Origin of the sequence: Salipiger bermudensis (genome assembly GCF_017309175.1) — a bacterium.
Lineage (GTDB): Bacteria > Pseudomonadota > Alphaproteobacteria > Rhodobacterales > Rhodobacteraceae > Salipiger > Salipiger bermudensis.
The window spans coordinates 127,842-151,718 of record NZ_JAEKJV010000004.1 but is presented as its reverse complement, the minus strand read 5'-3'; the positions used below and the strand labels follow the sequence as shown (position 1 = coordinate 151,718).

Below are 23,877 nucleotides of genomic sequence, written 5' to 3'. Positions count from 1 at the left end.
ACCGCGCGCGTATTCTCTACCAGTTGCGGCATCGCGACCCCGAGAGAGCCAGGCACGGGGGTGGGGCGATATCAGCGTTTTTCCGGGCGAGGATGGGCCGGGGCCTTGGTCAGTCGCGGGGTGTCCAGGCGACACCGTCGAGATTTTCGTCGCGCAAGAGGTCTTGGGAATACTCATACATGTCGGGACGATATAGCCCCTCGAGGTATTCGACCGGCTTGCCCGTCGCGTCGCGTACCAGGCGGCGGATGCACAGCAGTGCCGAGCCGGGACTGACTTCGAGCACCTGTGCGACCTGATGGTCGGCCAGCCGCGCCGAGAGCGCCTGCGTCGCGGAGTGGATCCGGTGGCCCTGGGCTTCGAGCAGCAGCAGCAACGGCCGCGCTTCGAGGTCGGCCGAAGAGAAGTTCTGCCCGATTTCGCGGGGCACGTAGGTTGTCAGGTGCGAAAACGGCTTGTCGTCCGCCGACCGCACCCGAACGGCGCGCTGCACCTTGGCGTCCGGCGTCAGGTCGAGGGCGGTGCGGATGTCCTCGGGCGGCGTGACATAGGCGAACTCGATCAGCCGCGCACGGGATTTCAGCCCCATGGCGACGAGGTTGTCGAAGTTTCCGCTGATCTCGGCCCCGACGCTCGTCGTCTTGCGCGGCAGTTCCAGCGGGAATGTCCCTCGCCCCCGCGCCCGCGAAATCAGCCCCTCGGACTGTAGCCGTTCCAGCGCGCGGCGAATAGTGATGCGCGAAACACCGAACATCGCGGTCAGTTCGGGCTCTGACGGCATGGGCTTGTCGACCGGGTAAACACCATCCTCGATCCTCTGGCGCAGGAGCAGATAGGCCTGATGGTGTTTCGGCGTCACCTCTTCTTGGTCCAGCATGATGCGGTTGCGCACGGGATCTCCTGGCAGGAAAATTCTGGTGAAACATGGCCCGGCGAGGCCGGGAGTCGCAGCCCGAAAAAAGGCTGCCTATTCGTATTAGGACGAAAAACGCTAGGCGTCCATTATCGCGTAAATACTCGGCCTGCCCGATTTGCCATTCCCGTGCCGAACTTGACCAGCAGGGCAACAATTCCGGCCATTTGCCATGCCATTCCTGCATAAAGAGAATGCAGGGCTGCCCGAAAGCCGCTTCGATCGCTTCGTGTCGGGTATACAATACATTTTTCCGCCTCTACTTTTCCCATTAAATCCAAGCCCTTTCCGGCCGCCCCTCCCAGATCTCCGCGGCGCTCGCTGCAGTGCAAGAGACCATGACCGACCTAGATCCGACATCCCTGTCCGTCGCCGAGCAATACCGACTGCTGTCCAGTATCGTCGTGCCGCGGCCGATTGCCTTCGTGGTCACGCAAGGCCCGGCGGGCTGGAATGCCGCGCCCTTCAGCTTCTTCACCATGCTCGGCGTCGCACCGCCAACGCTGATCTTCTCGGCCGGGCCGCGCGACGGTGGCGAGAAGGATACCATCTGCAACCTGCGTGATCTGCCCGAATGCGTGGTGCATATCGTCCCCGAGGCGCTGGCGGCCCGGATGAACGCCTGCGCCGCGTCGCTGCCCCGCGAGCAGAGCGAAGTGGCCGAACGGGGCTTCGCCCTGAAGCCCTCGGTTGCGGTGGCGCCGCCGCGGCTCGCCGAATTCCCGGTGCAACTGGAATGCCGGGTGGCGCAATTCCTCGATATCGGCACGCGCCCCCACGTCGCGGTGGTCGCCGAGGTCCTTCGGGTGCATGCCCATGACGGGCTGATCGGACCGGACCTGTGCTGCGACGGTGACCGGCTGGGCGCCATCGGGCGCATCTCCGGTCAGGGGCATTACGCGCGCCTGACCGACACGTTCCAGATGAAACAGCCCGGCTGATCGCTCCGCACGCACGGACCTAAGCAGGGGCCCGCCGCCCGGGCGGGGCGGCAGGCGTCGATGCTCTATAGCGCGCAGGGGTCAGACCTGCGAGATGAAGCGGTTGGTATAGAACCGCTCCGGCGGGGTGCCGGGTGTCTCGATGGCGCCGGACACCTCGAGCAACTCGATCGCCTTGGCCCAGTCCGCCTCGCTGAAGGCCATCTGCGCCACGCCCTCGGGCGGTGTCATGTAGAATTTCAGCGCATCGAGGATCTTCTTGCCCTTCTCGACCTCACCGCCCTCGATGGGATTATAGGTTGCGAGGTAACCGATGATGTCCTCGTAGTTCGCCGGATCCTGCATCGCTTCGAGACCTCTCCGGCAGGCGCGCAGGAACTTGACGATGACCTCTTCATTCGCGGGGTCCTCGGCAAAGTCGGTCGAAGTGATCAGCGCGTCAGAGGGCAGGGGGGCGAAATCGTCGGCGGCGATGTAGTGCAGCTCGACCCCCTGCTCCAGCAATGCGGTCTTGGATTCGTAGAACACGAAGAAGCCGTCGACCTCGCCCCGCTCGAGAAAGGCATAGCCGCTGGGGCCGAGCCCGATGACGACCTTGTTGACGTTGCTCGGATCGAGCCCTTCGGCCATCGACATCAGGTCGAGGTGCTTGTCGATGGCGCCGCCAACAGAGGCGATGCCGATCGTCTTGCCCTGGAATTCGGAAGGATCGGTCAGCGGCTTGTCGGGGAGCGAGGCAATTTCCCAGAAGTTCCGGTAGCCGATTTGGCCGATCGACACCAGCGGGGCGCCCTGGTTGGCGATTGGCGGGCAGGTGGTCGAGGGGCCGGCGAGGCCGAAGGCGGTGGCACCAGCGGTCACCTGTTGCACGGCGATGGCGGTGCCGGTGCCGGGTTGCACGGTGATATCCAGCCCCTCGTCGGTGAAATACCCGCGCGCTTCGGCAGCAAGGATGAAGCCCTGGAACAGCGTCAGGCGCGAGGGGGCCATGTAGGTCTGCGCCATACCCTGCGCGGCGGCGGGCGATCCCAGGCCGAAGGTCACGCTGGCAGCGCCCAGCGTGGCGGTGACGGTCGCGCCCGAGGCGCCGGCAAGGAAGGTTCTTCTGTCGATGGTCATGTCGTCAAGCTCTCCTGTTGTGGATTTGCACGGGTGTCCGGGGATCGGATCCCGGGAGCGGGCCCGGTTCAGTCGTTCTGTGCTGAATCGTGCCAGGGCACGGCGATCTTCCGGATCGAGGCGATCACCGCGTAGAAAAGGAAGCCGAAGATCGCGAGGGCGACGATCGTGGCGAACATCTGGTCGACGCGCATGGCGTTCAGCGTCATGACCACCATCGCGCCAAGGCCTTCGTTGCCGCCGAGGTACTCGCCCACGATGGCGCCGGTCACGGCAAGCACGCTGGCCGTCTCGATGCCGGTCAGCAGGTAGGGAAGCACCGCTGGTACATCGAGCGACAGCAAACGCTTCCAGACCGGTGCGCGGATCACCGTGAACAGGTCGCGCTGTTCGCTTCCGATCGACCGGACGCCGAGGATCGTGGCCTTCATCACCGGGAAGAAGGACAGCAGCACCACCATCGCGATCTTGGATTGCATGCCGAAGCCCATCCACAGAAGGAACAGCGGCATCAGCGCCACCTTGGGTGTCACCTGCGAGGCGACGATGAAGGGCGAGGCGATGCGCTCGAACAGCTTCGAGCGTCCGAGCAGGATGCCCAGCCCCGCCCCCACCACGACGGCGAGGCCGAACCCCACGAGGATCTCGGTCACGGTGATGCGGAAGAAGTTCCAGAAGAACGGCTCCTGGAGCAGTTCGACCAGCGCCAGCGCCACCGCCTCTGGCGGGGGAAGCATGAAGGGGCTGATGTCGAGCACCACGACATAAAGCTTCCACAGCGCGATAAAGGCCAGCAGCAGCAGTGGCGTGGTTATCCAGGTCAGGTAAGTGTCGAGCAGTTCTCGAAGGGACCGCCCTTCCTCTGCGGGAGCCATGCTGCGGACGGGGCTTGCGTCGTCGCGGTTGGTCATCGTCATTCCCCCAGCTCCGTCCGAAGTTCGGCGACGAGCGACTGGAAGGCGTCGTCCTTGGTCAGTTCCAGCGGGCGGGGACGCGGGAAGTCGACCTTGATGACCTTCTGCAGCCGTCCCGGATGGGGCGACAGCAGGACGATCTTGTCGGCTAGGAAGGCCGCCTCGGTGATCGAGTGCGTGACCAGCACCACGGTCTTGCGAAACTCGAGCCAGATCAGCTGCAGGGCCATGTTCAACTCGTCCCGCGTGATCGCATCCAGTGCGCTGAACGGTTCATCCATCAACAGGATCGACGGCTCGGGCGCCAGCGCCCGCATGATCGCGACCCGCTGGCGCATCCCGCCCGACAACTGCCGGGGCAGGTGGTCGAGGAATTCGCTGAGCCCCGAAAGCTCTCCCAGCTCCTCGGCGCGGCGGCGCCGGTCGGGACGGGACATGCGCTGCACCTCCAGCGGCAAGGCGATGTTCTTCCATACCGAGCGCCACGGCAGCAGGTTGGCATCCTGGAACACGAACCCGAGGTCGCCGATGACTTCGGGCACGGCCTTGCCCTCCGGGGAATAGAGCGATTGGCCGCTGATGCGGATCGCACCGTCGGTCGGAGCCTGCAGGCCCGCCAGCGTGCGGAGCAGGGTGCTCTTGCCGCAGCCGGACCGGCCGATCAGAACGACGAACTCTCCCGGCTCGATTTCTAGGCTCACGTCTTCGACGGCCAGCGTGCGCTGACCCTTGGTGTCATAGACCTTGGTGATGCCATCTATTTCGATGGCGCCTTCACGCGTCGGGGCCGGCTGGCCCGAAGGTGCGGACCGGTCGGCGGCGGTCGGATCCGCTGCAATACTCATGATGATGTGGCTCCTTGATCGGCGCAGGGCGCAACGCATCGTCCGGCCTCTCCCGCGGGTCGAGGTCGATGCGCGGGGCGCCCGGCTTCAGTCAGTCAGAATTCACGTACGAAAGAGGCATGTCCGGTCGTGGGCGCCTCTCGTCGATTCCATTTGTTATAAAGGCATAATTAAATAACAACAAAAAATGCACATTTTGGGGGAGTGCGCCTCATGCCGGGTCACTGCGCTGGCAAAGTGCTGCCTTTCTTTGCATCTGAAGGTCGTGTGGCCGCGGGACCATGAATCCGATGGGAGATTGTCTGCCTTTCATGCGGTAGAGCAGAATGACTCTGCCTCTCGGCATCGCCATGCCTTGACCATGCGGCTGTGCAGACGAGCAACGTCCTGGCGACTAAACTTTTGGCCGAACAACGGAAACCGACCCCAAAAACGAGAAAATTGGGCAAGGCTGACAACAATCATTTGACCTCTGTATAATACAATTGTGAGGTTTGGAGCGCCCCTTTCCAGCACAGTGAGACACCATGCCGGCCAGCTTTCCCGACCTGAAACCGTTCTTTTCGCCCAAATCGGCGGCCCTCGTCGGCGCCAGCGCGGATCTGAGGAAATTCGGCGGCCGCTGTCTGAAGCAGCTTGTCGATTTCGGCTATGAGGGGCGGATCTACCCGGTCAATCCGAAGGCCGACACCATCCTGGGCATGCCCTGCTACCCCGACATCGCCAGCCTTCCGGAGGCGCCCGACCACGTCGGCATCGTCGTGCCCGGCAAGGCCATACCCGGCGTCCTGAAACAGTGCGGAGATCGTGGCGTGCGCCATGTCACGATCTTCAGCTCCGGCTTCTCCGAGGGCGGCAGCGCCGACGGCGCCGCCTTCCAGGCAGAGATCGTCGCCCTGGCACGGGAACACGGCATTCGCCTGATGGGGCCCAACTGCAACGGCCTGATCAACTATGTCGACGGTTTCGCCCTGACCTCTACCGCGACAATCAGCGGTCCGCGCGCGCCCAAAGGCGATGTCGCGGTCCTCGGTCATTCCGGCGGGCTGGCCCAGGTCAATGTGATGTACCGCGCCCAGCAGGCCGGGCTGGGGATCAGCTACCAGGTGTCCTGCGGCAACGACGCGGATCTCGACATCCTCGACTACGCGGCCTTCATGGTCGACGACCCCGAGACCCGTGTCATCCTGATGCTGGCCGAAACCATCCGTGACGGCGGCAAGCTGCGCGCGCTCTCCGACCGGGCGCGCGCCGCGGACAAACCCATCGTGATGATGAAGCTCGGGCGCTCGGAAGAGGGCATGCAGGCGGCGGTGTCGCATACCGGGGCGCTGGCCAGCAGCGACAGCGTGGCCGATGACGTCCTGCGCCAGCTCGGCATCCTGCGCGTCGACGATTGTCACGAGATGATCGACGTGGCGATGATGCTGCGCACTGGCCGGAGACTGAGTGGGCGCGGACTGGCGGCGGTGTCGATCTCGGGGGGAAACCTCGTGCACCTTGCCGATCAGGGTCCGATGCATGGCCTTGCCTTTCCCGACTTCGGCAGCGCGACCAAGACCCGGATGGCCGAGCTGATCCCGAATTACGGGCAGGCCTCGAACCCCGCCGACGTCACCTCGGCAGCGATCGGCTCGCCCGAGATCTTTGCCGGGGTGCTGGAGACAATCGCACAGGACCCTGCCGTGGACGTGATCCTGCCGGTCCTGACCCTGCATTCGGCCGAGCTTATCCGGGGTACGGCGCAGGCGCTTCTGGCAAGCCCCAAGCCCTGCGCGGTGATCTGGAGCGGCAACTGCACCGACGACGACACCCTGACCCATGCCGAGCTGGTCCGCATGGGCCTGCCGGTCTTCCGCGACATTTCCCCGGCCATGCAGGTCATCGATGCCGCCGCGCGCTACGCAGAGCTCGCACAGGCGGCCCGGCCGGTGGTCGCCCCGGTGCCGCCGGTTCAGGGGCTGGACACGTTGCCCGGCCAGCCGGACGAGGCAGACGCGAAGGCCTTCCTCGCCGCCAACGGCTTCGACGTTCCGCGCGGAATGGTGGCCGAAACCGCAGCCGACGCCGGACCGCTGGCCGACCGTCTCGGCGGGGCGGTCGCGGTCAAGATCCTGTCGGCGGAGATCGGTCACAAGACCGAACTCGGCGGTGTGCAGCTGAACCTGAGCGGCGCCACGGCCAGCGCCGCCGCCGAAGAGATGGGCGCGCGGATCCGCGAGGCGGCTCCGGACCTCGAGCTGCGGGGCTTCCTGATCGAGGAAATGGCGGCCCCCGGGGTCGAGATGATCCTCGGCCTGTCACGTGACCCGGTCTTCGGCATGGTGCTGACCGTCGGCTTGGGCGGGATCATGGCCGAGCTGCTGGAGGATGTGGCCCATCGCCTGCTCCCGGTGAGCGAGGACGAGGCGCTGTCGATGTTGCGCCAGTTGCGCGGGTGGCCGCTGCTCGACGGCCATCGAGGCCGGGCGCCAGCAGACGTGTCCGCGCTGGTGCGCTCGATCACGACGCTGTCGGATTTGGGCATGGGCAGCGATGGCCGCATCGAGACGCTCGACCTCAACCCGGTCATCGTCGGCGAAGCGGGGCAGGGTGCCACGGTCTGTGACGCGCTCGTGGTGCGCAGTCGATGAGGCGTGGCGCGGCCGCCATCGTCGGCGCGGGAGAAAGCCGCATCGGCAAGCACCCGGACAGCACCTCGCTGGGGTTGATGGCAGAGGCAGCCACCGACGCGCTGGCGCAGGCTGGCCTTGGCTTTGACGACATCGACGGGCTGATCACGACACCCACCCGCATCGACGGCTGGATGATGCCCTGTACCGTCGTGGCCTCTGCGCTTGGCATCCAACCGGATTTCTTCACCACGGTCGACATTGCCGGCGCCTCGGGAACCGCCATGGTGCATCAGGCGGCGATGGCCGTGGCCAGCGGTGCCTGCCACACGGTGCTGTGCGTCGCCGGTCAGAACCTGCTCAGCGGTCTGTCACGCGACGGCGCGGTGGCCGCGATGGCCCGCAAGGGGTCGGCCGCGCACGCCGAGCTCGAGCAGCCGCTGGGCCCGCCCATTCCTGCGCTCTACGCCATGGTGGCACAGCGCCACATGCATGACTTCGGGACCACTCCCGAAGCGCTGGCACAGGTCGCCGTCGAGGCGCGTCGCCATGCGGGCCGCAACCCCAATGCCCACAAGAGCCGTCCGATCTCGGTCGAGGACGTGCTGGACGCGCCGCGCATCGCAACGCCGTTCGGGCGGCTGGACTGCTCGCTGGTCTCGGATGGGGCAGGGGCGGTCATCGTGACGACGCCCGAACGCGCCCGTGCGCTGTCGCGCCGTGCGGCGTGGCTGCTCGGGTCGGGTTATGCCATGGGGCACCCCTGGGTCGGAGATTCCGCCGACCTGTCGACCACCGCCGCCACCCGGTCGGGGGCCTCGGCCTTCGCGACGGCGGGGCTGGCCGCGACGGACATGGATTTCGCCTGCCTCTATGATTGCTTCACGATCACCGTGTTGCTCGAGCTTGAGGACCTTGGGTTCTGCCCGAAGGGCGAGGCGGGGGATTTCGTGCTTTCGGGTGCCATCGGCGCCGAGGGCGCACTGCCGGTAAACCCGCATGGCGGGCTGCTGTCTGCGGGCCATTGCGGCGTGCCGGCCGGGCTCTTCCACGTGGTCGAGGCCGCACGGCAGATCCTCGGCCATGGCGGGGCGCGTCAGCTCGACCGCACGGATCATGCGCTGGTGCACGGCAACGGCGGGATCATCGGAGTACATTGCACGCTCGTTCTGGGCGGGGAGGACAGCTGATGGGCAACGCCCCCTTCGACACCGTGGTGCGCTGCGAGGCCTGCGGGCAACCTCGCGCCTACCCGCGCCCGCTTTGTCCCGCGTGTCATTCGCCGGACACCGTGCCGTTCACGCCATCTGGGCGCGGCACGGTCTACACCTTTACCGAAGTGCATCGCGCGCCCTCGCCCGCGTTCGAAGAGGAGGTGCCCTACACCATCGCGCTGATCGATCTCGAGGAGGGGCTGCGCCTTCCCGGTCGGCTGACCGGATCCGACGCGCCCCGCTGCGGCGCCCGGGTCGAGCTGGACGCAAGCCCGGATGGCTATCCCGTCTTCAGGCTGCTGCCCGAGGATGGACAGCCCTGATCGTGTCCGGTCCCGCCCGCTGCGGGACCGGCGCTGTCCGCGTCAGCTCTTCAGCGCGGCTTCCATCACCTTGGGTTTGACGACCTTTCCGCCGCTGTTCTTGGGGAAGCTGTCCATCACGAAGAAATGCTGCGGCAGCTTGTAGCGCGCCAGCTTCGCGGCGCATTCCTCGGTGATGCTGGTCTGCACCGCCGTTGCATCGGCACCGTCGCGCAGCACCACGGCAATGCCCACCTCCTCGCCGAAGGCGGCGTGCGGCACCGGGAAGACGCAGCATTCCGCCACTGCAGGCAGCGCCGACGCGATCCGCTCAATCTCGGGGGGATAGATGTTGACGCCGCCACGGATGATGACGTCTTTCGAACGGCCCTTCAGGGTCAGGAAACCGCCTGCGTCCAGCGCGCCGAGATCGCCGGGATAGAAATAGCCATCGTGGAAGGCCTTCGCGGCCGCGTCCTCGTCGCGGAAGAACCATTCGGCAACGCCGGGCCCGCGATATCGGACATGGCCGGTTTCGCCGGGCGCCACGGGGGCATGGGCGTCATCGACGATCTGCAGGTCGACCCGGAAAGCGGGGCGGCCCACGGTTTCGGGGTGCGCACGCTGATCCGCCGGGGCCAGCACCGAGACGCCGCCGCCCTCGGTCGAGGCGTAGTATTCGTAGTAATTCGGGGTCAGGCGGGCGCGCACGGCCTCGCGCTCATGGGCATGCAGCGGCGACCCGGACGAGATCAGCTGCCGCAGGCCGTGGAACCCGGCCAGCTCGGAGTCGGGCAGCTCGAGCAGGCGGCGCAGCAGCGTCGGCACGAGGAACAGCGCCGTGGTTTCCGTCTCGGCCACGGCGCGGGCCAGCTCCTGCGCCTTGAAGGGTGGGGTGTTCAGGATGAGCGTCGCACCGATGGCGATCTGCGAAAGGGTAAAGGCTCGCCCGCCGCCGAAGTAGAGCGGCGTCGCGGTCATGAAGCGATCGTAGCAGGAGAACCCCAGCGAGGCCATCTGGCTGACGGTGCGGGCATACATTTGCTCGTGGGTCAGAAGCGGGCCAGTGGGTCGTCCCGTGGTGCCCGAGGACAGCGACACGACCATGCCGAGGTCGGGCGCATGCACGATCGGCGCATCCTCCGAAGCCGTGGCAACCCGGGCCTTCCACACGTCATCGGCCAGCTGCACCGGGCAGCCCTCGATCCCGGGAAGCGGGTCGGCCGAGAACAACAGGCGCGGCGCGAAGAACTCGACCATCCGGCGCTTTTCATCCTCGTGCCAGCGGGCATCGACGGGCAGCGTGATCGCCCCGACCCGGGCCAGAGCGAACAGCAGGGCGACATATTCGATGCTGTCCTGCATGCCGAGCCCCACGAGATCGCCGCGCCCGATCCCGTCTTCGGTCAGAACGGTGGCGGTGCGGCGCACCAGAGCGGCAAACTCGGCGTGGCTGAGCGTGGTGCCGTCGTGGATCAGTGCCGGGTGATCCCCGCGCGATCGGGCCGCATGGTCCAGCGTTTCTGCAAAGTTGAATCCGCTGCTCATTTCATCATCTCCAGCCTGTCGGGAATACAAGAACGCGTTATTTTCGCGATACGTTAAATGTCTTATTGACATAAACTTTAGCAGTATGACCCATCAAGAAGAAAAAGACCGCTTCAGCGGCGAAGCTCATATCTGACCCGATTTCCACACAGGGATGCCTCAATGAAACGCACTTTTGTCATAACTGCCGCCGCTGCGGCCCTTCTCGTCGCCACCGGCGCGCAGGCCGAAACCTTCATCCGCATCGGCTCGGGCCTTGCAGGCACCTATCCCGTGGTGGGCGCCAAGATGGCCGAGATCATCAATGCCAATGTCGAGGGGGTCACCGCGACGACCATCGCGGGCGGCACCGAGGCGAACATGGCTCTGATGGCGCAGGGCGAGGTCGAGATCGTGCTGACCTACGGCTTCCTGACGCCGGTGGTCCAGCGTGGCGAGGGATCGCTTGGCGTGCCGACACCCCAGGTGCGCCACCTGATGACGCTCTACGGGGCCTACTTCCAGCCCGTCGCCTCGGCCGACACCGAGCTGACCTCGCTGGCCAACATCGATGATGAGGCCTATCGGATCTGGGGCGCCAACGCGACGTCGATCTTCCTGCCGATGATTGCCGAAGCGCTGGAGGCGAACGGCAGCAGCTTCGACGCGGTGCGCGCTGCGGGCGGCACGGTGGACGAGATCGGTTATGGCGACACGGCGGGCGCGCTTCAGGACGGGCGTCTCGACGTCGGCTTCTTTGCCGGGCCGGCGCCCTACAGCATGCTGATGCAGATCGAGAACCAGCCGGGCTTCACCCTGATGGGCTTCGACGAGGCGGCAGGCGAGGCCTATACCGCGGCTCTGGCCGGAACCACGATGCAGGAGCTGCCCGCCGGCACCTATGCCGGTCAGGACGAGGCGGTGATGCTGCCCTACCTGATGAACGAGGCCGTGATCTCGGCCGACGTGCCGGACGAGATCGTCTACGAGATCACCAAGGCCCTGGTCGAGAACGTTGGTGAATTCGAAGGCCTCTTCGCGGGCTCCGAGGAAATCCAGCCCGAGACCATGCTCGACCTTGCCTCGGTCGAGACCCATCCCGGCGCGATGATGTTCTACTCCGAGGCCGGACTCGCCGACGACTGATCGCGCCACCGATCCGTTCTCACGGGGGGCGGCGGTTTCGCCCCCCTCCACAAGACAGCACAGGTTCCGAATGTCCGACACCCCGCCTCAGAACGCGTTGAGCCTGCTCGTGCAGGGCTCCGGCGCTGCGCGCCTGAACGGTCTGCTGATCCTCTTCGGCGCCGTCTTCTTCTCGCTGATCCACCTCTACGCGGCGATCTACGGGGCACCGCCGACGATGCTGATGAACCCGCTGCACCTGACCCTCGCCATGGCTCTGGTGGTGCTGGTGCACCCGCTCGGACGGAGCTGGTCCGACCCGTTCAACCGCTGGTCGGTGATCGACGGGGCGCTGCTGGCCGGGGCGATCTGGTTGTCGTGGTATTATGTCAGCACGCTGCCGAACTGGGCCCTGCGACAGGTCATCATGTCCAACACCGACCTGTTCGCGGCACTGCTGACACTGGGGCTGGTGGTCGAAGGGGTGCGCCGGACGCTGGGCCCGATCCTGCTGTTCGTGGCCGGGGCCTTCGTGCTGCATGCGTTGTTCGCGAACCACGCGCCCGGCGTGTTCTACGGCCCGCCGACGAAACCGCTTACCCTGCTGCGAGCGCTGGTGCTGGGCGACAGCGGCATCTTCGGCACGCCGCTGGGGGTGATGGCGCAATATGTCGTGCTGTTCATCCTGTTCGGCAACCTGTTGGCCGTGGTCGGCGTCGGCAGTTTTTTCCTGCGCCTCGCCTTCTCGATGTTCGGGCACCGCACTGGCGGGCCGGCCAAGGCTGCCGTGGTGTCCTCGGCGATGATGGGCACACTGTCGGGCAGCGCCATCGGCAACGTGCTCACCACCGGAGCCTTCACCATTCCGCTGATGCGTCAGCTCGGCTATCGTCCGGCCTTTGCGGGCGGCGCAGAGGCCGCGGCCTCGACGGGCGGCATGATCATGCCGCCGGTGATGGGGGCCATCGCCTTCATCATGGCCGAGTTCCTTGGCCGCCCCTACTCGGAAATCATCCTGGCGGCCCTGATCCCGGCTCTGCTGTATTTCCTGGTGATCTTCGTCGCGGTGCATTTCGAGGCCAAGCGCACCGGCCTGCGGACGTTGCCGCGCGACAGCCTGCCGCGCACCTGGGAGGTGCTGCGGCGGCAGGGCTATCTACTGATCCCCATTGCGCTCATCATCGGCGGGCTCGTGGCCGGCTACTCCATCGTGTTCGTGGCTGTGATCGCGCTGGCCGGGACGGTCATCACCGGCTTTGCCAGCCGCCGCACCTGGCCGACACCGATGCGGCTCGCCGCGGCGATGGAGCAGACCGCGCGCTCGACCGCGGCGCTGTCGGTCACCGCGGCCGCGGCGGGCATCATCATCGGGGCCATCTTCTCAACCGGGCTCAGCTTCCAGATCACGCAGGGCGCCCTGTCGGCGGCGGGCGAACAGCTGTGGCTGCTGCTGGCGATGAGCGGGCTGGTCGCCATCGTGCTGGGCATGGGCATGACCGCCTCGGCGGTCTACATCACCATGGTCGCCACCATCGTGCCGATCCTGCGCGCCCTCGGCGTCGACGAAATGGCCGCGCACATGTTTGCCTTCTATTTCGGCATCGTCTCGAACATCACGCCGCCGGTCGCGCTCGCGGCCTTTGCGGCGGCGCCGCTCGCGCGGGCGAACCCGATGGCCACCTCGGTGGCGGCGGCCCGGCTCGGGATCGCGGCCTTCATCATCCCGGTGATGTTCGTCTACCAGCCCGCGCTGCTGATGCAGGGCAGCCCGGCCGAGATCCTGCAGGCCTCGTTGACGGCGGCCTTCGGGCTGGCAACGTTGTCGATCGCCTTCGTGGGCTACTTCTCCGCGCCGATCGCCCTGCCGCTGCGGCTGGTGATGATCGTCGGCGCGGGCATGATGATCGTCCCCGAGGTCCGCACGGACCTTGCCGGCGTCGCGGTGATCCTGCTGGCGCTGCTGGCATCGCGTTTCTTCACCGTGACCACCTCGGGCGACGGCTCCGCGCCGGGGGCGGGCAAAAAGGCCGCTGCGGCGCAGGGCGGACTTCTCGCGCGGCTGATGGCCCGGCGCATGCAGCGGGCTGCCGTGGGAGAGGGCGACGGCCAAGTCGCGGCGGAGGCCCCGCGCGATCTTTCGGACCTGACCCGCGAGGAAGAGCCCCCGGGCGGCATCGCAGCCCATGATCGTGCCGGTCTCTGGGGTGGATGGGCGATCTTCGGCGGGCTGGCCGTGGCCATGCATCTGATGGGGCGGGCGCTGATCCAGGCGCGCGAGCCGCAGTTCTGGGTCTTGCAGATGGCGGTGCTGAGCCTTGTCTTCACCCTGGCCCTTGCCGCGGTGCTGTGGCGCTCCATGCGGCGCGGCGCGCCCGACATGGCCGAGGTCCCGGCATGATCCGGCGCGGCTTTGTCGATGTCGCCGGCGGGCAGGTGCACTACCGTGCCGCCGGTCCCGAGGATGCGCCTGTCGTGGTGCTGATCCATGCCTCGCCGGGCTCGTCCAGCGGGCTGGTGCCCCTGATGGAGGCTCTTGCCGCGCGCGGGCGCCGGGTGATTGCGCCTGACACGATGGGCAACGGCGACTCCGCTGGCGACATGCCTGACGTGCCCGAGATCGACTTCTTTGCCGACCGGCTGGCCGAGGCGCTGGACGGGCTGGGGATCGCGCAGTGCGACCTCTACGGCACCCACACGGGCGGCTCGATCGCCGCAGCGCTGAGTATCGCACGGCCCGCGCGGGTGCGGCGGCTGGTGCTGGACGGGATCGGGCTCTATTCCGACGAGATGCAGGCCGAGATCCTCGACCGCTACGCGCCCGCGCTCGAGGCGGATCTGCACGGCGGGCATCTGAACTGGATCTGGCACTTCGTGCGCGACACCTACATGTTCTGGCCATGGTATGCGACCGATGCCGTCCACGCGCGCAAGATCGGCCTGCCGCCGCCCGATGTGCTGCACGAGAAGGTCATCGACGTGGCCAAGGCCTACCGGACCTATCACCTGTCCTATCGCGCTGCCTTCCGCTTCGACAAGCGGGCCGAGTTCCCACGTATCACGCGCCCCACGCTGGCGGCCTGCGGCGAGGGGGACATGCTGCTGCAATGGCACGCGGAATATGCCGCGCTGATACCAGAGGCCGAGGCGCGGGTGATCCCGTCGGTCACCGCCCGGCCCGACGAGGCCGCGGCGGCATTGCTGAGGTTCCTCGACGCCTGAACCGGACGCGGCGGCGCGGCGACCTCAGTCCAGCTTGTAGAGGCGGCGGGCGTTGTCGCGCAGGAACTTGCGCTTGGCGGCCTCGGGCAGCTCCATGGCCTCGATCTCGTTCCTTGTGCGTTCGAAGTCGAGGACCGGGAAATCGGTCCCGAACAGCACTTTGTCCTGCCCGTAGGAGCGGATGTAGTGCTTGAAGCTCTCCGGCCAGTACTTGGGCGAATGCGCGTCCGAGGCGATGTAGACGTTGCGGTGTTTCCACGCCATCGCGATCATCTCCTCGGTCCACGGGATGCCCACGTGAATGCCGATGAGCTTCAACTCGGGGAAATCGCAGGCCACGTCGTCGAGCGTGATCGGCCGGCCGACCGAGCGGCGCGGATAGGTCGGATCGTAGATCATCGACTGGCCGACCTGAAGCTGCATCGGCACGTCCAGCTCCACGCACTTGGCATAGAACGGGTAGTAGCGCGCATGGTTTGGCGCGAGCTCGAACCAGTGCGGATAGGAATGTGCACCGACAAAGCCCAGCTCGGTGATCGCGTGCTCCATCTCGCGTACGCCGGTCATGCCCTCGGTCGGATCGATGCCGATCATCCCGAGAAACCGGTCGGGATGCGCCTTCACCGCCCGCGCTACCATCTCGGGGGGCAGGCGGTAGCAGGCGGCGGGGCCCTCGGGGCCACATTTGGCGGCGATCAGGAAGGACTTCTCGATCCCTGCCGCATCCATGCGGCGCAGCATCTCGTCCAGCGAGACGCCGTTCATGGTCGAGTCGCTGACCTTCATCTTGCCTTGATAGAACTGCTTCCGGTTGGCCGGGCGCAGCGCCTCGACCTCGTCGGTGAACAGGTTCACAACCGTGTCGATGGCCATAATGTCGTGCATGTCGTCTGTCTCCCTTGCGCCTCGGCGCGTCTCAAAGGCCAAGCTGGCGCGCGATGAGGTCGCGCTGAATTTCGTTTGAGCCCTCCCCGAAGGAATAGAGCCGTGCGTCGCGCCAGTAGCGCTGCATGGCGCTTTCGCGGGCATAGCCGGCGCTGGCGAGGATCTGCATGCCGTGATCGGTCACGAATTGCAGGCATTCGGTGGCCTGAACCTTCGCCTGTGAGGCAAAGCGGCTGCTGTCGCGCCCCTCGGCGATCATCCAGGCGAGGTGGCGCACGACCAGCCGGGTGGCATCGACGCGCATCTGCATGTCGGCGATCCGGTGGCGGATGGTCTGGAACGACCCGATGGGGCGCCCGAACTGCTGGCGCTCTTTGGCATGGGCGATGGTGAGATCCAGCGCCGCCTGCGCACAGCCCAGCACCGTCGCGGCCATACTGGCGCGCGAGTAGTGCAGGGTCGACATCAGGCCGGAAAACCCTTTGCCCTCCTCGCCCATCAGCGCCTCCGCGCCCACCTGCACGCCATCAAGGCCGATCTCCCAGCTCGGCATGCAATTGTTGCCGACCTTGGGGATCTGGGTCATGGCGATACCGGGCGCGTCGCGCGGCACGAGGAACATCGAGACCCCGCGCGAGCCACGGCTGTCGGGGTCGGTGCGCGCGGCGGTCAGCAGGTAATCGGCGCCGCCTGCGTCGCTGATCCAGGTCTTGCCGCCGGTCAGGACCCAGCCATCGCCGCTGCGCTCGGCCCGGGTGCGGATTGCACCCGCATCCGATCCCGCCTGCGGTTCGGTCAGGGCCAGCGCGATCAGGCAGCGCCCGGAGGTGATGCGCGGCAGCAGCCGGGCCTTCTGGGCTTCGGACCCGTAGGACAGGACCGACATCGCCCCGAAGCCCACCACGCGGTTGACGATCGAGCCGACCGCATAGGCGTGCCAGGCCAGCCGCTCCTGCACCAGCGCCATGGTGGTCCAGTCCAGGCCCAGCCCGCCATGCGCCTCCGGGACGGGCAGTCCCAGAAACCCGGCTTCACCGAGATGCGGCAGCAGGTCATATGGCGGGGTGTGGGCCTCGTCCCGGCGGCCGGCCTCTTCGGACGGCATGTGGCGCGCCATGAAACGGTCGACCGTATCGAGGATCAGGCGCTGGTTCTCATCGGGTTCGAGCATGGCTCAGGACCCTGCCTTCTGGTTGTCCGACCATGAGACGAGCGCGCGTTTCAGCCCCGCCATCATGGCGTAGAGGACAAAGCCGATGAGCGTCAGCAGGATGATGATGACGAACAGACGGTCGGTCTGGAAGGCGTTCATCGTCGCCACGGCCATGTAGCCAAGGCCGCTGCTGCCGCCGAGGAATTCGCCGACCACGGCGCCGATCGTGGCCAGCACGATCGCCATCTCCATGCCCGCCAGAATGGCCGGCAGGGCCGAGGGAATTTGCAGCAGCCAGATGCGCTGCCACAGGGTGGCCTTCAGCGAATGGAACACATCCGCGTGCCCGGGCTGAACCGAGCGCAGGCCGAGAACGGTGTTCACCAGCACCGGGAAGAAGGCGATGACCGCCGCCACGACGATCTTCGAGGTCATGCCGAAGCCGAACCAGACCACGAACAGCGGCACCAGCGCCACCTTGGGGATGACCTGGCTCGCGACGATGAACGGGTGCACCGCGCGCTCGATCAGCGGCGAGGCGGCGACGGCCCAGCCCACGGTCATACCGATCACCGTGGCAAGCCCGAAGCCGGCCAGTGTCTCGGTCAGGGTAATGCTGGCGTGGCGCAGGGTGCGCGGATCCAGCGCGACGTCGAAGAAGATCGCTCCGATCTGGCTGGGCGGCGGCAGGATGAGCGGGTTGATCCCCGACATGCGGCAGTAGATCTCCCACACTGCGAAGAAGCCCACGACCGACACGATGCCGGGTGCGAAATGCCTGATCCGGTTCATGTCAGTGCTCCAACTGGCTGCGAAGGTCGGCCGCGATGGCCTGGAATTCGGGGGTGTTCTCGATCTGGGTGCCGCGTGGCCGCGGGAATGGCACGCGGGTCTCACTGACGATGCGACCGGGGCGCGCGCTCATCACCACGATGCGGTCGGCCAGCATGATCGCCTCGGTGATGGAATGCGTGACCAGAACCACGGTGGCGCCAGAGGCCATCCACAGCCGTTCCAGCTCGCTGTTCATGCGGGTCCGGGTCAGCGCGTCCAGCGCGCCGAAGGGTTCGTCCATGAGCAGAAGCTGGGGGTCATCGGCCAACGCGCGTGCGATCGAGACACGCTGCTGCATGCCGCCCGAGAGCTCGCGGGGCCAGCTCTTGGTGAAATTCTCGAGGCCCACGCGGCTGCAAAGGTCGCGCGCCGTCTCCATCCGGGTGGCCTTGGGCTGTTTCTTGAGACGCAGCGGCAGGGCCACGTTCTCCTCCACGGTCATCCAGGGCATCAGGTTGGCCTGCTGGAAGACGAAGCCGGTGGTGGTTTCACCGGCTTCGACAGGGGTCAGATCAAGCGAACCGGACGTATGGTCATGAAGCCGGCCGATCATGCGCAGCAGGGTCGTCTTGCCGCAGCCCGAGGGCCCCAGCAGGACGACGAACTCGCCAGGTGAAATCTCGAGATCGCAGGGACTCAGGGCATTCACCGGTCCGTTGCGGGTCTCGTAGGTCTTGCTGACCTGTTGGCATGAAATAGCGACAGTCATTGTGGTCCTGTTCGTGCTTGCGTTGGCTCAGAGCTGGTCCGAGATGGCGGTGGTGTAGGCGACCGAGGGGTCCATGTCGGGATCAGACAGGTTCGCGGCGGCCATTTGTTCCCAGCCCTTGGCAAAGGCCTCGGGATAGATCTTGCCGATGCCCTCGTCGCCCCGGGCGACCCACAGCTCCTTCTCGGCCTGCAGCGTCAGCGTCGCGGCCTCGGGAGTGTCGAGCTCCGGGAACGCAAAGGGCATCATCGCCTCGATGCTGGCGGCGCCGGTCTCGTCGGCCTCGATGACCTGAACCGCCTCTTTCACGGCACGCATGTAGGCGAGGCAGACATCGGGGTCGGTCTCAAGCATCTCGTTGGTGGTGAAGTAGACCTGCCCCGGCACGTCCATGTAGGGGTCGAGCGACATCGCGTGCATTGGCGCGCCGCGATCGTTCAGCGGTGCCCAGACGGACATGTCGCCGATGAAGCCGTCGAGGCGGCCCATCTCGATCAGGTCCATCGAGCCGGGCGAGTTGCCGACCACCTGGAAGGTGACCTCGTCCTTGGGCACGCCGGCGCCGGCCAGAAGGATGTCGATCACCTTTTCCGATCCGCCACCGGCCGAAACGATGCCGATGGTCTTGCCGCGGAAGTCCTCGGGGGTCTCAATCGGCGCGTCGGCGCCCGAGATGATCCACCAGGTCGAGGTGTGGGCGATGGTGCCGAACGCGCGGATCGGCGCGTTGCCGGTCGACAGCGCCGCGATCAGGTCGAGCCCGCCGGTGCGGGCGATCTGGACCTGGCCAGCCAGCAGCTGCTGGACCGACGCGGAGGAGCCGTTGCCGGGGATCAGGTTCACCTTGAGGCCCTGCTCCTCGAAGTAGCCATTGGTGATGGCCACGTAGTCGGGGGCGTAGACGGTGGAGTTGCCGTAGGGAGTGATGTAATTGATTTCCCTCAGCGTCTGTGCCGAGAGCCGGGTGCCCGAGCGGATCACCAACGGGGCGGCAAGTGCCATACTGGCAAAGGCGCGGCGGGTCATTTTCGTCGTCATTTTGTTTCTCCTGTTGGGGTGTTCGCGGGGTGCCGGGTCAGCCGGCAAGGGGCGGGAAGGCCGCAAGGTCGGTCCAATGGCGTTCGAAATCCAAGGCCGCGGACAGCAGCGTCGCCTCGCGTTCGGCGGGGGCGATCAGCTGAACGCCAAGGGGCAGCCCGTCCGGGCTCAGCGTGAAGGGCACCGAGATGGCGGGCAGGCCAAGGTAGCTGGCGGGCTGGGTGAAATGCGCAAGCCCGGTCACCTGTGCCCATGTCTCTGCGCGAGAGGTGTCGGCGATCGCGTCGTAGCGCAGCGCGGGCGAGCGGGTCGTCGGCGTCAGCAGCACGTCGCAATGGGCATAGGTCAGCTGGCGTGCCTCGGCCTGCATGACCGCGCGCAGCCTCAGGGCATCCACGTAATCCACCGCGAGGATCCCCTCGCCGCCGGTGATGAACTTGCGCACCGAGAGCTCGTAGAGCGCGGGGTGGCTCGACATCATCGCGCGATGGACCGCCGCGGTCTCGGTGCGCATCAGCGCCCGGTGCAGCGAGCGCATCTCGGTCGTCTCGACCACCGGAACGGGCACGATGCTGTGGCCGCACTGCTCGATATGCCGGATCGCCGCGCTGAACGCATCTGCCATCGCGGGGGTGAGGCCTTCTGTATAGTAGCTTTCGGGCAGGCCGATGCGCAGTGGACCCGCCGGGCGTTCGACCGGTGCAGGCGTTTGCCCCCGCGCCACCGCCGTCAGCAGGGCCGCGTCGGCCACGTTGCGCGCCAGAACGCCGGGCCGGTCCGCGGACCAGCTCAGCGGGAAGCAGCCGGTGCCGTCCAGCGCACCGTGTTCGGGCATGTAGCCGACGATGCCGCACAGCGCGGCAGGAACCCGTACCGAGGCACCGCTGTCGGTTCCGATCGAGCCGAAGGCCAGCCCCGCCGCGACCGCCACCGCCGAGCCGGACGAGGAGGCGCCGGTACAGAAGGCCGGGTCCCACGGGTTGCGGGCATCGCCCACCAGAGCGTTCGCGCCGGTCGTGCCAAGCGCGAACCCGGCCATGTTCAGCGGACCGAGGTCGATGGCGCCGGCCGCCTCCATGCGTGCCAGAAGCGGGGACGGAGGCAGTGGCGGACAGGGCAGCGCCCCGCGCACGACGCCGCACCCGGGCTGCCGGTCCGGGGTCGCGAAGATGTCCTTGTGAGCCAGCGGCACACCCGAAAGCGGCCCCGGTCGCGGGGTCTGAGCGGCGGCGCGCGCGGCTTGAGCGTCTATCGAGATGAAGGCGCCCAGTTCGGGATTCATCTCTTCGGCGCGGGACAGACAGGCCTCGGTCGTCTCGGAGGGCGTCAGGCTGCCATCAGAATAGCGCGCCTGAAGCTCGGCGATGGACAGCAGGCGGATGTCGCGGCTCATTTCCGGCGGCTCCCCAGTTCGAAGTCGAAGGGGCCGCAGCCGGGCGACAGGCGGTTGCGAAAGCCCGCAACATCCGCGCCGATCGCGGCGCTCTCGGCGGCACAGGGGGCCAGTTCTTCGTCCAGCAGGGCGCGTTTTCCGTCGAGCCGGTCGCGGATCAGGGCGGTGACGGGGTCGGGCTGTGTCTTTTCCATCGCCCTAGACCTCCCGCTGACCCGGGCAGCGCCTCTCGGCCATCTTTGCGTGGCTGCAGAGCGCCGCGCCGGTCTGCCTGGCAGAGGTGTCGTGGCTGCCGGGCAGCATGGCCTCGGCTTGGGTGGCAGTCGGCTCCGAGCGCTGCGTCAGCGCGGCGAAGGCCATGGGGTCAGGATTTGTGCTCTGTGTCATTCGTGGCTTCAATCCGGGCGTATCGTCAAAGGCAGCGAAACATAGTTGTATTATGTGCACTACAAATAGATGGCTATAATTTTGCACGTCAAACGGTTTGGTCCACTTGACACTTGCTTGGCTGGTCTGGCCGACTAACCTGCCCAAACAAGTGGCACTGCGTCGGGCCATTCGGTCGGGAGGAACAGGGATGAGTGGAACAATCGGTCTGGCTCCGGGGGGCAAAGCCCGTCGAGTCTATCTTCTGCTTCGCGACAGTCTGACCGCAGGGGCGCATGCGGACGGGGCGGCCTTGCCCGGGGAAACCCGCCTCGCCGCCGAGTATGGAGTCTCGCGCGCCACGGTGCGCAAGGTGCTGGCCGCGCTGGAAGACGAGGGCCTGATCCGGCGGGACCAGACCGGGGTCGTTCGTGGCCACGTCGCGGAGGCACCTCTGGACGCGGACTTCACGAAGTTGATCCCGCAGCTGGAACAGATCGGCCATGAAACGACCGCCCGCCTACTGTCCTTTACTTATGACATCGCACCGCCTCACGTGGCCGAACAGATGGCCATCGATCCGTCGGAGAGGTGCCAGACAGCGATCCGGGTGCGCTATTACAAGGACCGCCCGATGTCCTACCTGACGACCTACGTCCCCGAGCGGATCGCACGGAACTACACCGAGACCGACCTTGCGAGCTCGCCGCTCTATGCGCTGCTCGAGCGCTCCGGGGGCGAGGTGGAGAGCGCGCACCAGTCGGTCACCGCGACGCTTGCCCGCGCAGACGTGGCAGAGGCGCTGTCCGTCGCGACGGGCGCACCGCTCCTGTCGTTGCGACGGATCGTGCGCGATCGCGAGGGTCGAGGGGTCGAGTATCTGCAGGCCCTCTACCTACCCGAGACCTTCCGGCTCGAGATGACGCTGAACCGCGTCGGGCAGGGCGAGAGCCGAGAGTGGCGCCCGGTCATGGGCACCTCGGGTACGGAGTGAGCACACCGCCCGGCGCCGGTCCTATCGTCGCGACCTGCGTTGTGCCCCTTCAGTTGGCGCACCCCTGTGCGTCAGTCCAGCAGCCGGAAATAGGCCTCCTGGCGGGCGACCAGATCATCGTGGCTGCCGATCTCGACGATGCGCCCGCCATCCATCACCACGATGCGGTCGGCGTGGCGGATCGTCTCAAGCCGGTGCGCGATGATCAGCGTCGTGCGTCCGACCGCGAGCCGCGCCAGCGCCGCCTGCACCTCGCGCTCGGTCGAGCGGTCGAGCGCCGAGGTGGCCTCGTCGAGCAGCAGGATCGGCGGGTTGCGCAGGAAGACCCGCGCGATGGCGACCCGCTGGCGTTGCCCGCCCGAGAGCATCACCCCGCGCTCGCCCACCACCGTGTCGAGCCCGCCCGGCAGGCTGTCGACCAGCGGGCCGAGCTGGGCATCGCGCACCGCCTCGAGGATCTCCTCCTCGGTCGCACCGAGCCGGCCATAGGCGATGTTCTCGCGCAGGGTTCCCGCAAACAGGAACACGTCCTGCGACACCAGCCCGACCTGCCGGCGCAGGCTCTCGAGGGTCATAGAGGCCAACGGCAGCCCGTCGATGCGGATCTCGCCGGCGGTGGGCTCGTAGAAGCGCGGCACCAGCGCCATCATCGTGGTCTTGCCGGCGCCGGAGGGTCCGACCAGCGCCACGGTCTCACCGGGCTGCACCGTCAGTGACACGCCGTGCAAGACGCCGCGCGCCCCGTCATAGGTAAATTCCACGTTGTAGAAGGCGATCTCGCCGCGCAGGGCCGGGGCCTCGCGCGCCTCCGGGGCGTCGGCGATCTCGGGGTGCTGGTCCAGCAGCTCGAGATAGCGCCGGAAGCCGGCGATGCCGCGGGGGTAGAGCTCGATCACCGCGGCGATTTTTTCCAGCGGGCGGAAGAACACGCCCACCAGCAGCAGGAAGGCGACGTAGTCGCCGGTGCTCATCGCGCCCTCGAAGACAAAGCCAGCGCCTGCCACCATCACCACCACCTGCACCAGCCGCATGCCGGAATACTGCAGCGCGCTCAGCGCCGCCATGATGCGGTAGGCGTCGAGCTTGGTGGCGCGGTAGCGGGCGTTGTCCTCGGCGAAGAGCGCGCGCTCATGCGCCTCGTTGGTGAAGGCCTGCACCACGCGGATGCCGCCGATGCTTTCTTCGAGGCGCACGTTGAAGGCCCCCACGCGGCCGTAGATCGCCTGCCAGGTCCGCGTCATCCGCCCGCCATAGACCGCAAGAAGCCAGCCCATCGCCGGCACGATCACCAATGTCATCAGCGCCAGCGGCGGGTGCAGCCAGAGCATCAGCCCGAAGGCGCCGACAAAGGTCATGATGGCGATGAAGAGATCCTCGGGGCCGTGATGCGCGACCTCGCCGATCTCCTCGAGATCGCGGGTCACACGGGCGACGAGCTTGCCGGTCTCGGCGCGGTCGAACCAGCCCCAGCCCAGCCGGGTGAGGTGTCCGAAGGCGCGGGCGCGCATCTCGGTCTCGATATTGATGCCCAGCATGTGGCCCCAGTAGGTCACCACCAGCATCAGCCCGGCATTGATGACGTAGACGCAGACCAGCGCCACGGAGGCCAGCACGATCAGCCCCCAGTCGCCGCCCGGCAGCAGGTGGTCGATGAAGCCCGCGATGGCCAGCGGAAAGGCCAGCTCTAGCAGGCCCGAGAGCACGGCAGAGCCGAAATCGAGCCAGAAGAGCCGCATGTGCGGGCGGTAGTAGTCGAAGAACTGTTTGAGCATTT

General features: G+C 66.8%; 22 protein-coding genes. 8 read left to right on the top strand and 14 right to left on the bottom strand.

The window, feature by feature from the left end; genetic code table 11:
- Positions 1 to 109: 109 nt before the first annotated feature.
- Entirely contained in the window at positions 110 to 892 is a 783-nt protein-coding gene (locus JF542_RS07255) for a UTRA domain-containing protein (RefSeq protein WP_207075331.1), read from the bottom strand.
- A gap of 359 nt (positions 893 to 1,251) precedes the next feature.
- On the opposite strand from JF542_RS07255, the gene JF542_RS07250 reads away from it, so the two are divergent.
- Entirely contained in the window at positions 1,252 to 1,854 is a 603-nt protein-coding gene (locus JF542_RS07250; protein ID WP_207075330.1) for a flavin reductase family protein, read from the top strand.
- An 81-nt stretch (positions 1,855 to 1,935) separates the two neighbouring features.
- Here the strand turns inward: JF542_RS07250 and JF542_RS07245 are convergent, their stop codons facing one another.
- The 3 genes from JF542_RS07245 to JF542_RS07235 all read right to left on the bottom strand — a co-directional run bounded on the left by JF542_RS07245 (position 1,936) and on the right by JF542_RS07235 (position 4,732).
- Positions 1,936 to 2,973, bottom strand: a complete 1,038-nt coding sequence (locus JF542_RS07245; protein ID WP_207075329.1) for an ABC transporter substrate-binding protein — start codon at positions 2,971 to 2,973, stop codon at positions 1,936 to 1,938.
- A 68-nt stretch (positions 2,974 to 3,041) separates the two neighbouring features.
- Positions 3,042 to 3,890, bottom strand: a complete 849-nt coding sequence (locus JF542_RS07240; protein WP_207075328.1) for an ABC transporter permease — start codon at positions 3,888 to 3,890, stop codon at positions 3,042 to 3,044.
- Positions 3,887 to 4,732 carry an ABC transporter ATP-binding protein gene (locus JF542_RS07235; protein WP_207075327.1) on the bottom strand — a complete coding sequence of 282 codons (846 nt, stop codon included), beginning with the start codon at positions 4,730 to 4,732 and terminating at the stop codon, positions 3,887 to 3,889. Before JF542_RS07235 ends, JF542_RS07240 begins: the two co-directional genes overlap by 4 nt.
- 527 nt (positions 4,733 to 5,259) lie before the next feature.
- On the opposite strand from JF542_RS07235, the gene JF542_RS07230 reads away from it, so the two are divergent.
- Genes JF542_RS07230 through JF542_RS07220 form a run of 3 tightly spaced genes read left to right on the top strand, consistent with a single transcriptional unit; the run spans position 5,260 to position 8,881 of the window.
- Positions 5,260 to 7,365, top strand: a complete 2,106-nt coding sequence (locus JF542_RS07230; protein ID WP_207075326.1) for an acetate--CoA ligase family protein — start codon at positions 5,260 to 5,262, stop codon at positions 7,363 to 7,365.
- On the top strand, positions 7,362 to 8,534 hold the full coding sequence (locus JF542_RS07225; protein WP_207075325.1) for a thiolase family protein: 1,173 nt from the start codon (positions 7,362 to 7,364) through the stop codon (positions 8,532 to 8,534). The genes JF542_RS07230 and JF542_RS07225 overlap by 4 nt, the downstream gene beginning before the upstream one ends.
- Positions 8,534 to 8,881, top strand: a complete 348-nt coding sequence (locus JF542_RS07220; RefSeq protein WP_207075451.1) for a Zn-ribbon domain-containing OB-fold protein — start codon at positions 8,534 to 8,536, stop codon at positions 8,879 to 8,881. The genes JF542_RS07225 and JF542_RS07220 overlap by 1 nt, the downstream gene beginning before the upstream one ends.
- A gap of 42 nt (positions 8,882 to 8,923) precedes the next feature.
- On the opposite strand, the gene JF542_RS07215 is transcribed toward JF542_RS07220, so the two are convergent.
- Positions 8,924 to 10,408, bottom strand: coding sequence for a class I adenylate-forming enzyme family protein (locus tag JF542_RS07215; RefSeq protein ID WP_207075324.1), 1,485 nt, complete (start codon positions 10,406 to 10,408; stop codon positions 8,924 to 8,926).
- A 162-nt stretch (positions 10,409 to 10,570) separates the two neighbouring features.
- On the opposite strand from JF542_RS07215, the gene JF542_RS07210 reads away from it, so the two are divergent.
- From JF542_RS07210 to JF542_RS07200, 3 genes are all read left to right on the top strand, one after another.
- Positions 10,571 to 11,533, top strand: coding sequence for a TAXI family TRAP transporter solute-binding subunit (locus tag JF542_RS07210; RefSeq protein ID WP_207075323.1), 963 nt, complete (start codon positions 10,571 to 10,573; stop codon positions 11,531 to 11,533).
- A gap of 70 nt (positions 11,534 to 11,603) precedes the next feature.
- Entirely contained in the window at positions 11,604 to 13,910 is a 2,307-nt protein-coding gene (locus tag JF542_RS07205) for a TRAP transporter permease (protein WP_207075322.1), read from the top strand.
- Positions 13,907 to 14,731 (top strand): alpha/beta fold hydrolase, encoded by an 825-nt coding sequence (locus JF542_RS07200; RefSeq protein ID WP_007801767.1) that lies wholly within the window; start codon positions 13,907 to 13,909, stop codon positions 14,729 to 14,731. The genes JF542_RS07205 and JF542_RS07200 overlap by 4 nt, the downstream gene beginning before the upstream one ends.
- A 24-nt stretch (positions 14,732 to 14,755) precedes the next feature.
- Here JF542_RS07200 and JF542_RS07195 read toward each other — a convergent pair whose 3' ends face one another.
- Genes JF542_RS07195 through JF542_RS07160 form a run of 8 tightly spaced genes read right to left on the bottom strand, consistent with a single transcriptional unit; the run spans position 14,756 to position 21,130 of the window.
- The gene (locus JF542_RS07195) at positions 14,756 to 15,616 is read right to left on the bottom strand and encodes an amidohydrolase family protein (RefSeq protein WP_207075321.1); all 861 of its coding nucleotides are present in this window, start codon (positions 15,614 to 15,616) and stop codon (positions 14,756 to 14,758) included.
- Between the two features lie 31 nt (positions 15,617 to 15,647).
- Complete coding sequence (locus JF542_RS07190; RefSeq protein ID WP_207075320.1) at positions 15,648 to 16,787, bottom strand: acyl-CoA dehydrogenase family protein; 1,140 nt, start codon at positions 16,785 to 16,787, stop codon at positions 15,648 to 15,650.
- Between the two features lie 3 nt (positions 16,788 to 16,790).
- On the bottom strand, positions 16,791 to 17,561 hold the full coding sequence (locus tag JF542_RS07185) for an ABC transporter permease (RefSeq protein WP_007801762.1): 771 nt from the start codon (positions 17,559 to 17,561) through the stop codon (positions 16,791 to 16,793).
- Between the two features lies 1 nt (position 17,562).
- The gene (locus tag JF542_RS07180) at positions 17,563 to 18,312 is read right to left on the bottom strand and encodes an ABC transporter ATP-binding protein (RefSeq protein WP_007801759.1); all 750 of its coding nucleotides are present in this window, start codon (positions 18,310 to 18,312) and stop codon (positions 17,563 to 17,565) included.
- Positions 18,313 to 18,339: 27 nt separating this feature from the next.
- Entirely contained in the window at positions 18,340 to 19,350 is a 1,011-nt protein-coding gene (locus JF542_RS07175) for an ABC transporter substrate-binding protein (RefSeq protein WP_207075319.1), read from the bottom strand.
- 37 nt (positions 19,351 to 19,387) lie between these two features.
- Positions 19,388 to 20,743, bottom strand: coding sequence for an amidase (locus JF542_RS07170; protein WP_207075318.1), 1,356 nt, complete (start codon positions 20,741 to 20,743; stop codon positions 19,388 to 19,390).
- The gene (locus JF542_RS07165) at positions 20,740 to 20,937 is read right to left on the bottom strand and encodes a hypothetical protein (protein WP_007801756.1); all 198 of its coding nucleotides are present in this window, start codon (positions 20,935 to 20,937) and stop codon (positions 20,740 to 20,742) included. Before JF542_RS07165 ends, JF542_RS07170 begins: the two co-directional genes overlap by 4 nt.
- A 4-nt stretch (positions 20,938 to 20,941) precedes the next feature.
- Positions 20,942 to 21,130, bottom strand: coding sequence for a hypothetical protein (locus JF542_RS07160; protein ID WP_207075317.1), 189 nt, complete (start codon positions 21,128 to 21,130; stop codon positions 20,942 to 20,944).
- A gap of 190 nt (positions 21,131 to 21,320) precedes the next feature.
- Between JF542_RS07160 and JF542_RS07155 the strand changes: the two genes are divergently transcribed.
- Complete coding sequence (locus JF542_RS07155; RefSeq protein ID WP_207075316.1) at positions 21,321 to 22,103, top strand: GntR family transcriptional regulator; 783 nt, start codon at positions 21,321 to 21,323, stop codon at positions 22,101 to 22,103.
- Between the two features lie 71 nt (positions 22,104 to 22,174).
- Here the strand turns inward: JF542_RS07155 and JF542_RS07150 are convergent, their stop codons facing one another.
- On the bottom strand, positions 22,175 to 23,875 hold the full coding sequence (locus JF542_RS07150) for an ABC transporter ATP-binding protein (protein WP_207075315.1): 1,701 nt from the start codon (positions 23,873 to 23,875) through the stop codon (positions 22,175 to 22,177).
- Positions 23,876 to 23,877: the final 2 nt, after the last annotated feature.

Bases quoted from the DNA above. Each gene is read 5' to 3' on its own strand.
- JF542_RS07225 (WP_207075325.1), top strand. From the start codon at position 7,362: ATGAGGCGTGGCGCGGCCGCCATCGTCGGCGCGGGAGAAAGCCGCATC.
- JF542_RS07195 (WP_207075321.1), bottom strand. From the start codon at position 15,616: ATGCACGACATTATGGCCATCGACACGGTTGTGAACCTGTTCACCGAC.
- JF542_RS07170 (WP_207075318.1), bottom strand. From the start codon at position 20,743: ATGAGCCGCGACATCCGCCTGCTGTCCATCGCCGAGCTTCAGGCGCGC.
- JF542_RS07250 (WP_207075330.1), top strand. From the start codon at position 1,252: ATGACCGACCTAGATCCGACATCCCTGTCCGTCGCCGAGCAATACCGA.
- JF542_RS07215 (WP_207075324.1), bottom strand. From the start codon at position 10,408: ATGAGCAGCGGATTCAACTTTGCAGAAACGCTGGACCATGCGGCCCGA.
- JF542_RS07230 (WP_207075326.1), top strand. From the start codon at position 5,260: ATGCCGGCCAGCTTTCCCGACCTGAAACCGTTCTTTTCGCCCAAATCG.
- JF542_RS07190 (WP_207075320.1), bottom strand. From the start codon at position 16,787: ATGCTCGAACCCGATGAGAACCAGCGCCTGATCCTCGATACGGTCGAC.
- JF542_RS07205 (WP_207075322.1), top strand. From the start codon at position 11,604: ATGTCCGACACCCCGCCTCAGAACGCGTTGAGCCTGCTCGTGCAGGGC.
- JF542_RS07235 (WP_207075327.1), bottom strand. From the start codon at position 4,732: ATGAGTATTGCAGCGGATCCGACCGCCGCCGACCGGTCCGCACCTTCG.
- JF542_RS07175 (WP_207075319.1), bottom strand. From the start codon at position 19,350: ATGACGACGAAAATGACCCGCCGCGCCTTTGCCAGTATGGCACTTGCC.
- JF542_RS07210 (WP_207075323.1), top strand. From the start codon at position 10,571: ATGAAACGCACTTTTGTCATAACTGCCGCCGCTGCGGCCCTTCTCGTC.
- JF542_RS07245 (WP_207075329.1), bottom strand. From the start codon at position 2,973: ATGACCATCGACAGAAGAACCTTCCTTGCCGGCGCCTCGGGCGCGACC.
- JF542_RS07160 (WP_207075317.1), bottom strand. From the start codon at position 21,130: ATGACACAGAGCACAAATCCTGACCCCATGGCCTTCGCCGCGCTGACG.
- JF542_RS07200 (WP_007801767.1), top strand. From the start codon at position 13,907: ATGATCCGGCGCGGCTTTGTCGATGTCGCCGGCGGGCAGGTGCACTAC.
- JF542_RS07180 (WP_007801759.1), bottom strand. From the start codon at position 18,312: ATGACTGTCGCTATTTCATGCCAACAGGTCAGCAAGACCTACGAGACC.
- JF542_RS07220 (WP_207075451.1), top strand. From the start codon at position 8,534: ATGGGCAACGCCCCCTTCGACACCGTGGTGCGCTGCGAGGCCTGCGGG.
- JF542_RS07155 (WP_207075316.1), top strand. From the start codon at position 21,321: ATGAGTGGAACAATCGGTCTGGCTCCGGGGGGCAAAGCCCGTCGAGTC.
- JF542_RS07240 (WP_207075328.1), bottom strand. From the start codon at position 3,890: ATGACGATGACCAACCGCGACGACGCAAGCCCCGTCCGCAGCATGGCT.
- JF542_RS07150 (WP_207075315.1), bottom strand. From the start codon at position 23,875: ATGCTCAAACAGTTCTTCGACTACTACCGCCCGCACATGCGGCTCTTC.
- JF542_RS07165 (WP_007801756.1), bottom strand. From the start codon at position 20,937: ATGGAAAAGACACAGCCCGACCCCGTCACCGCCCTGATCCGCGACCGG.
- JF542_RS07185 (WP_007801762.1), bottom strand. From the start codon at position 17,561: ATGAACCGGATCAGGCATTTCGCACCCGGCATCGTGTCGGTCGTGGGC.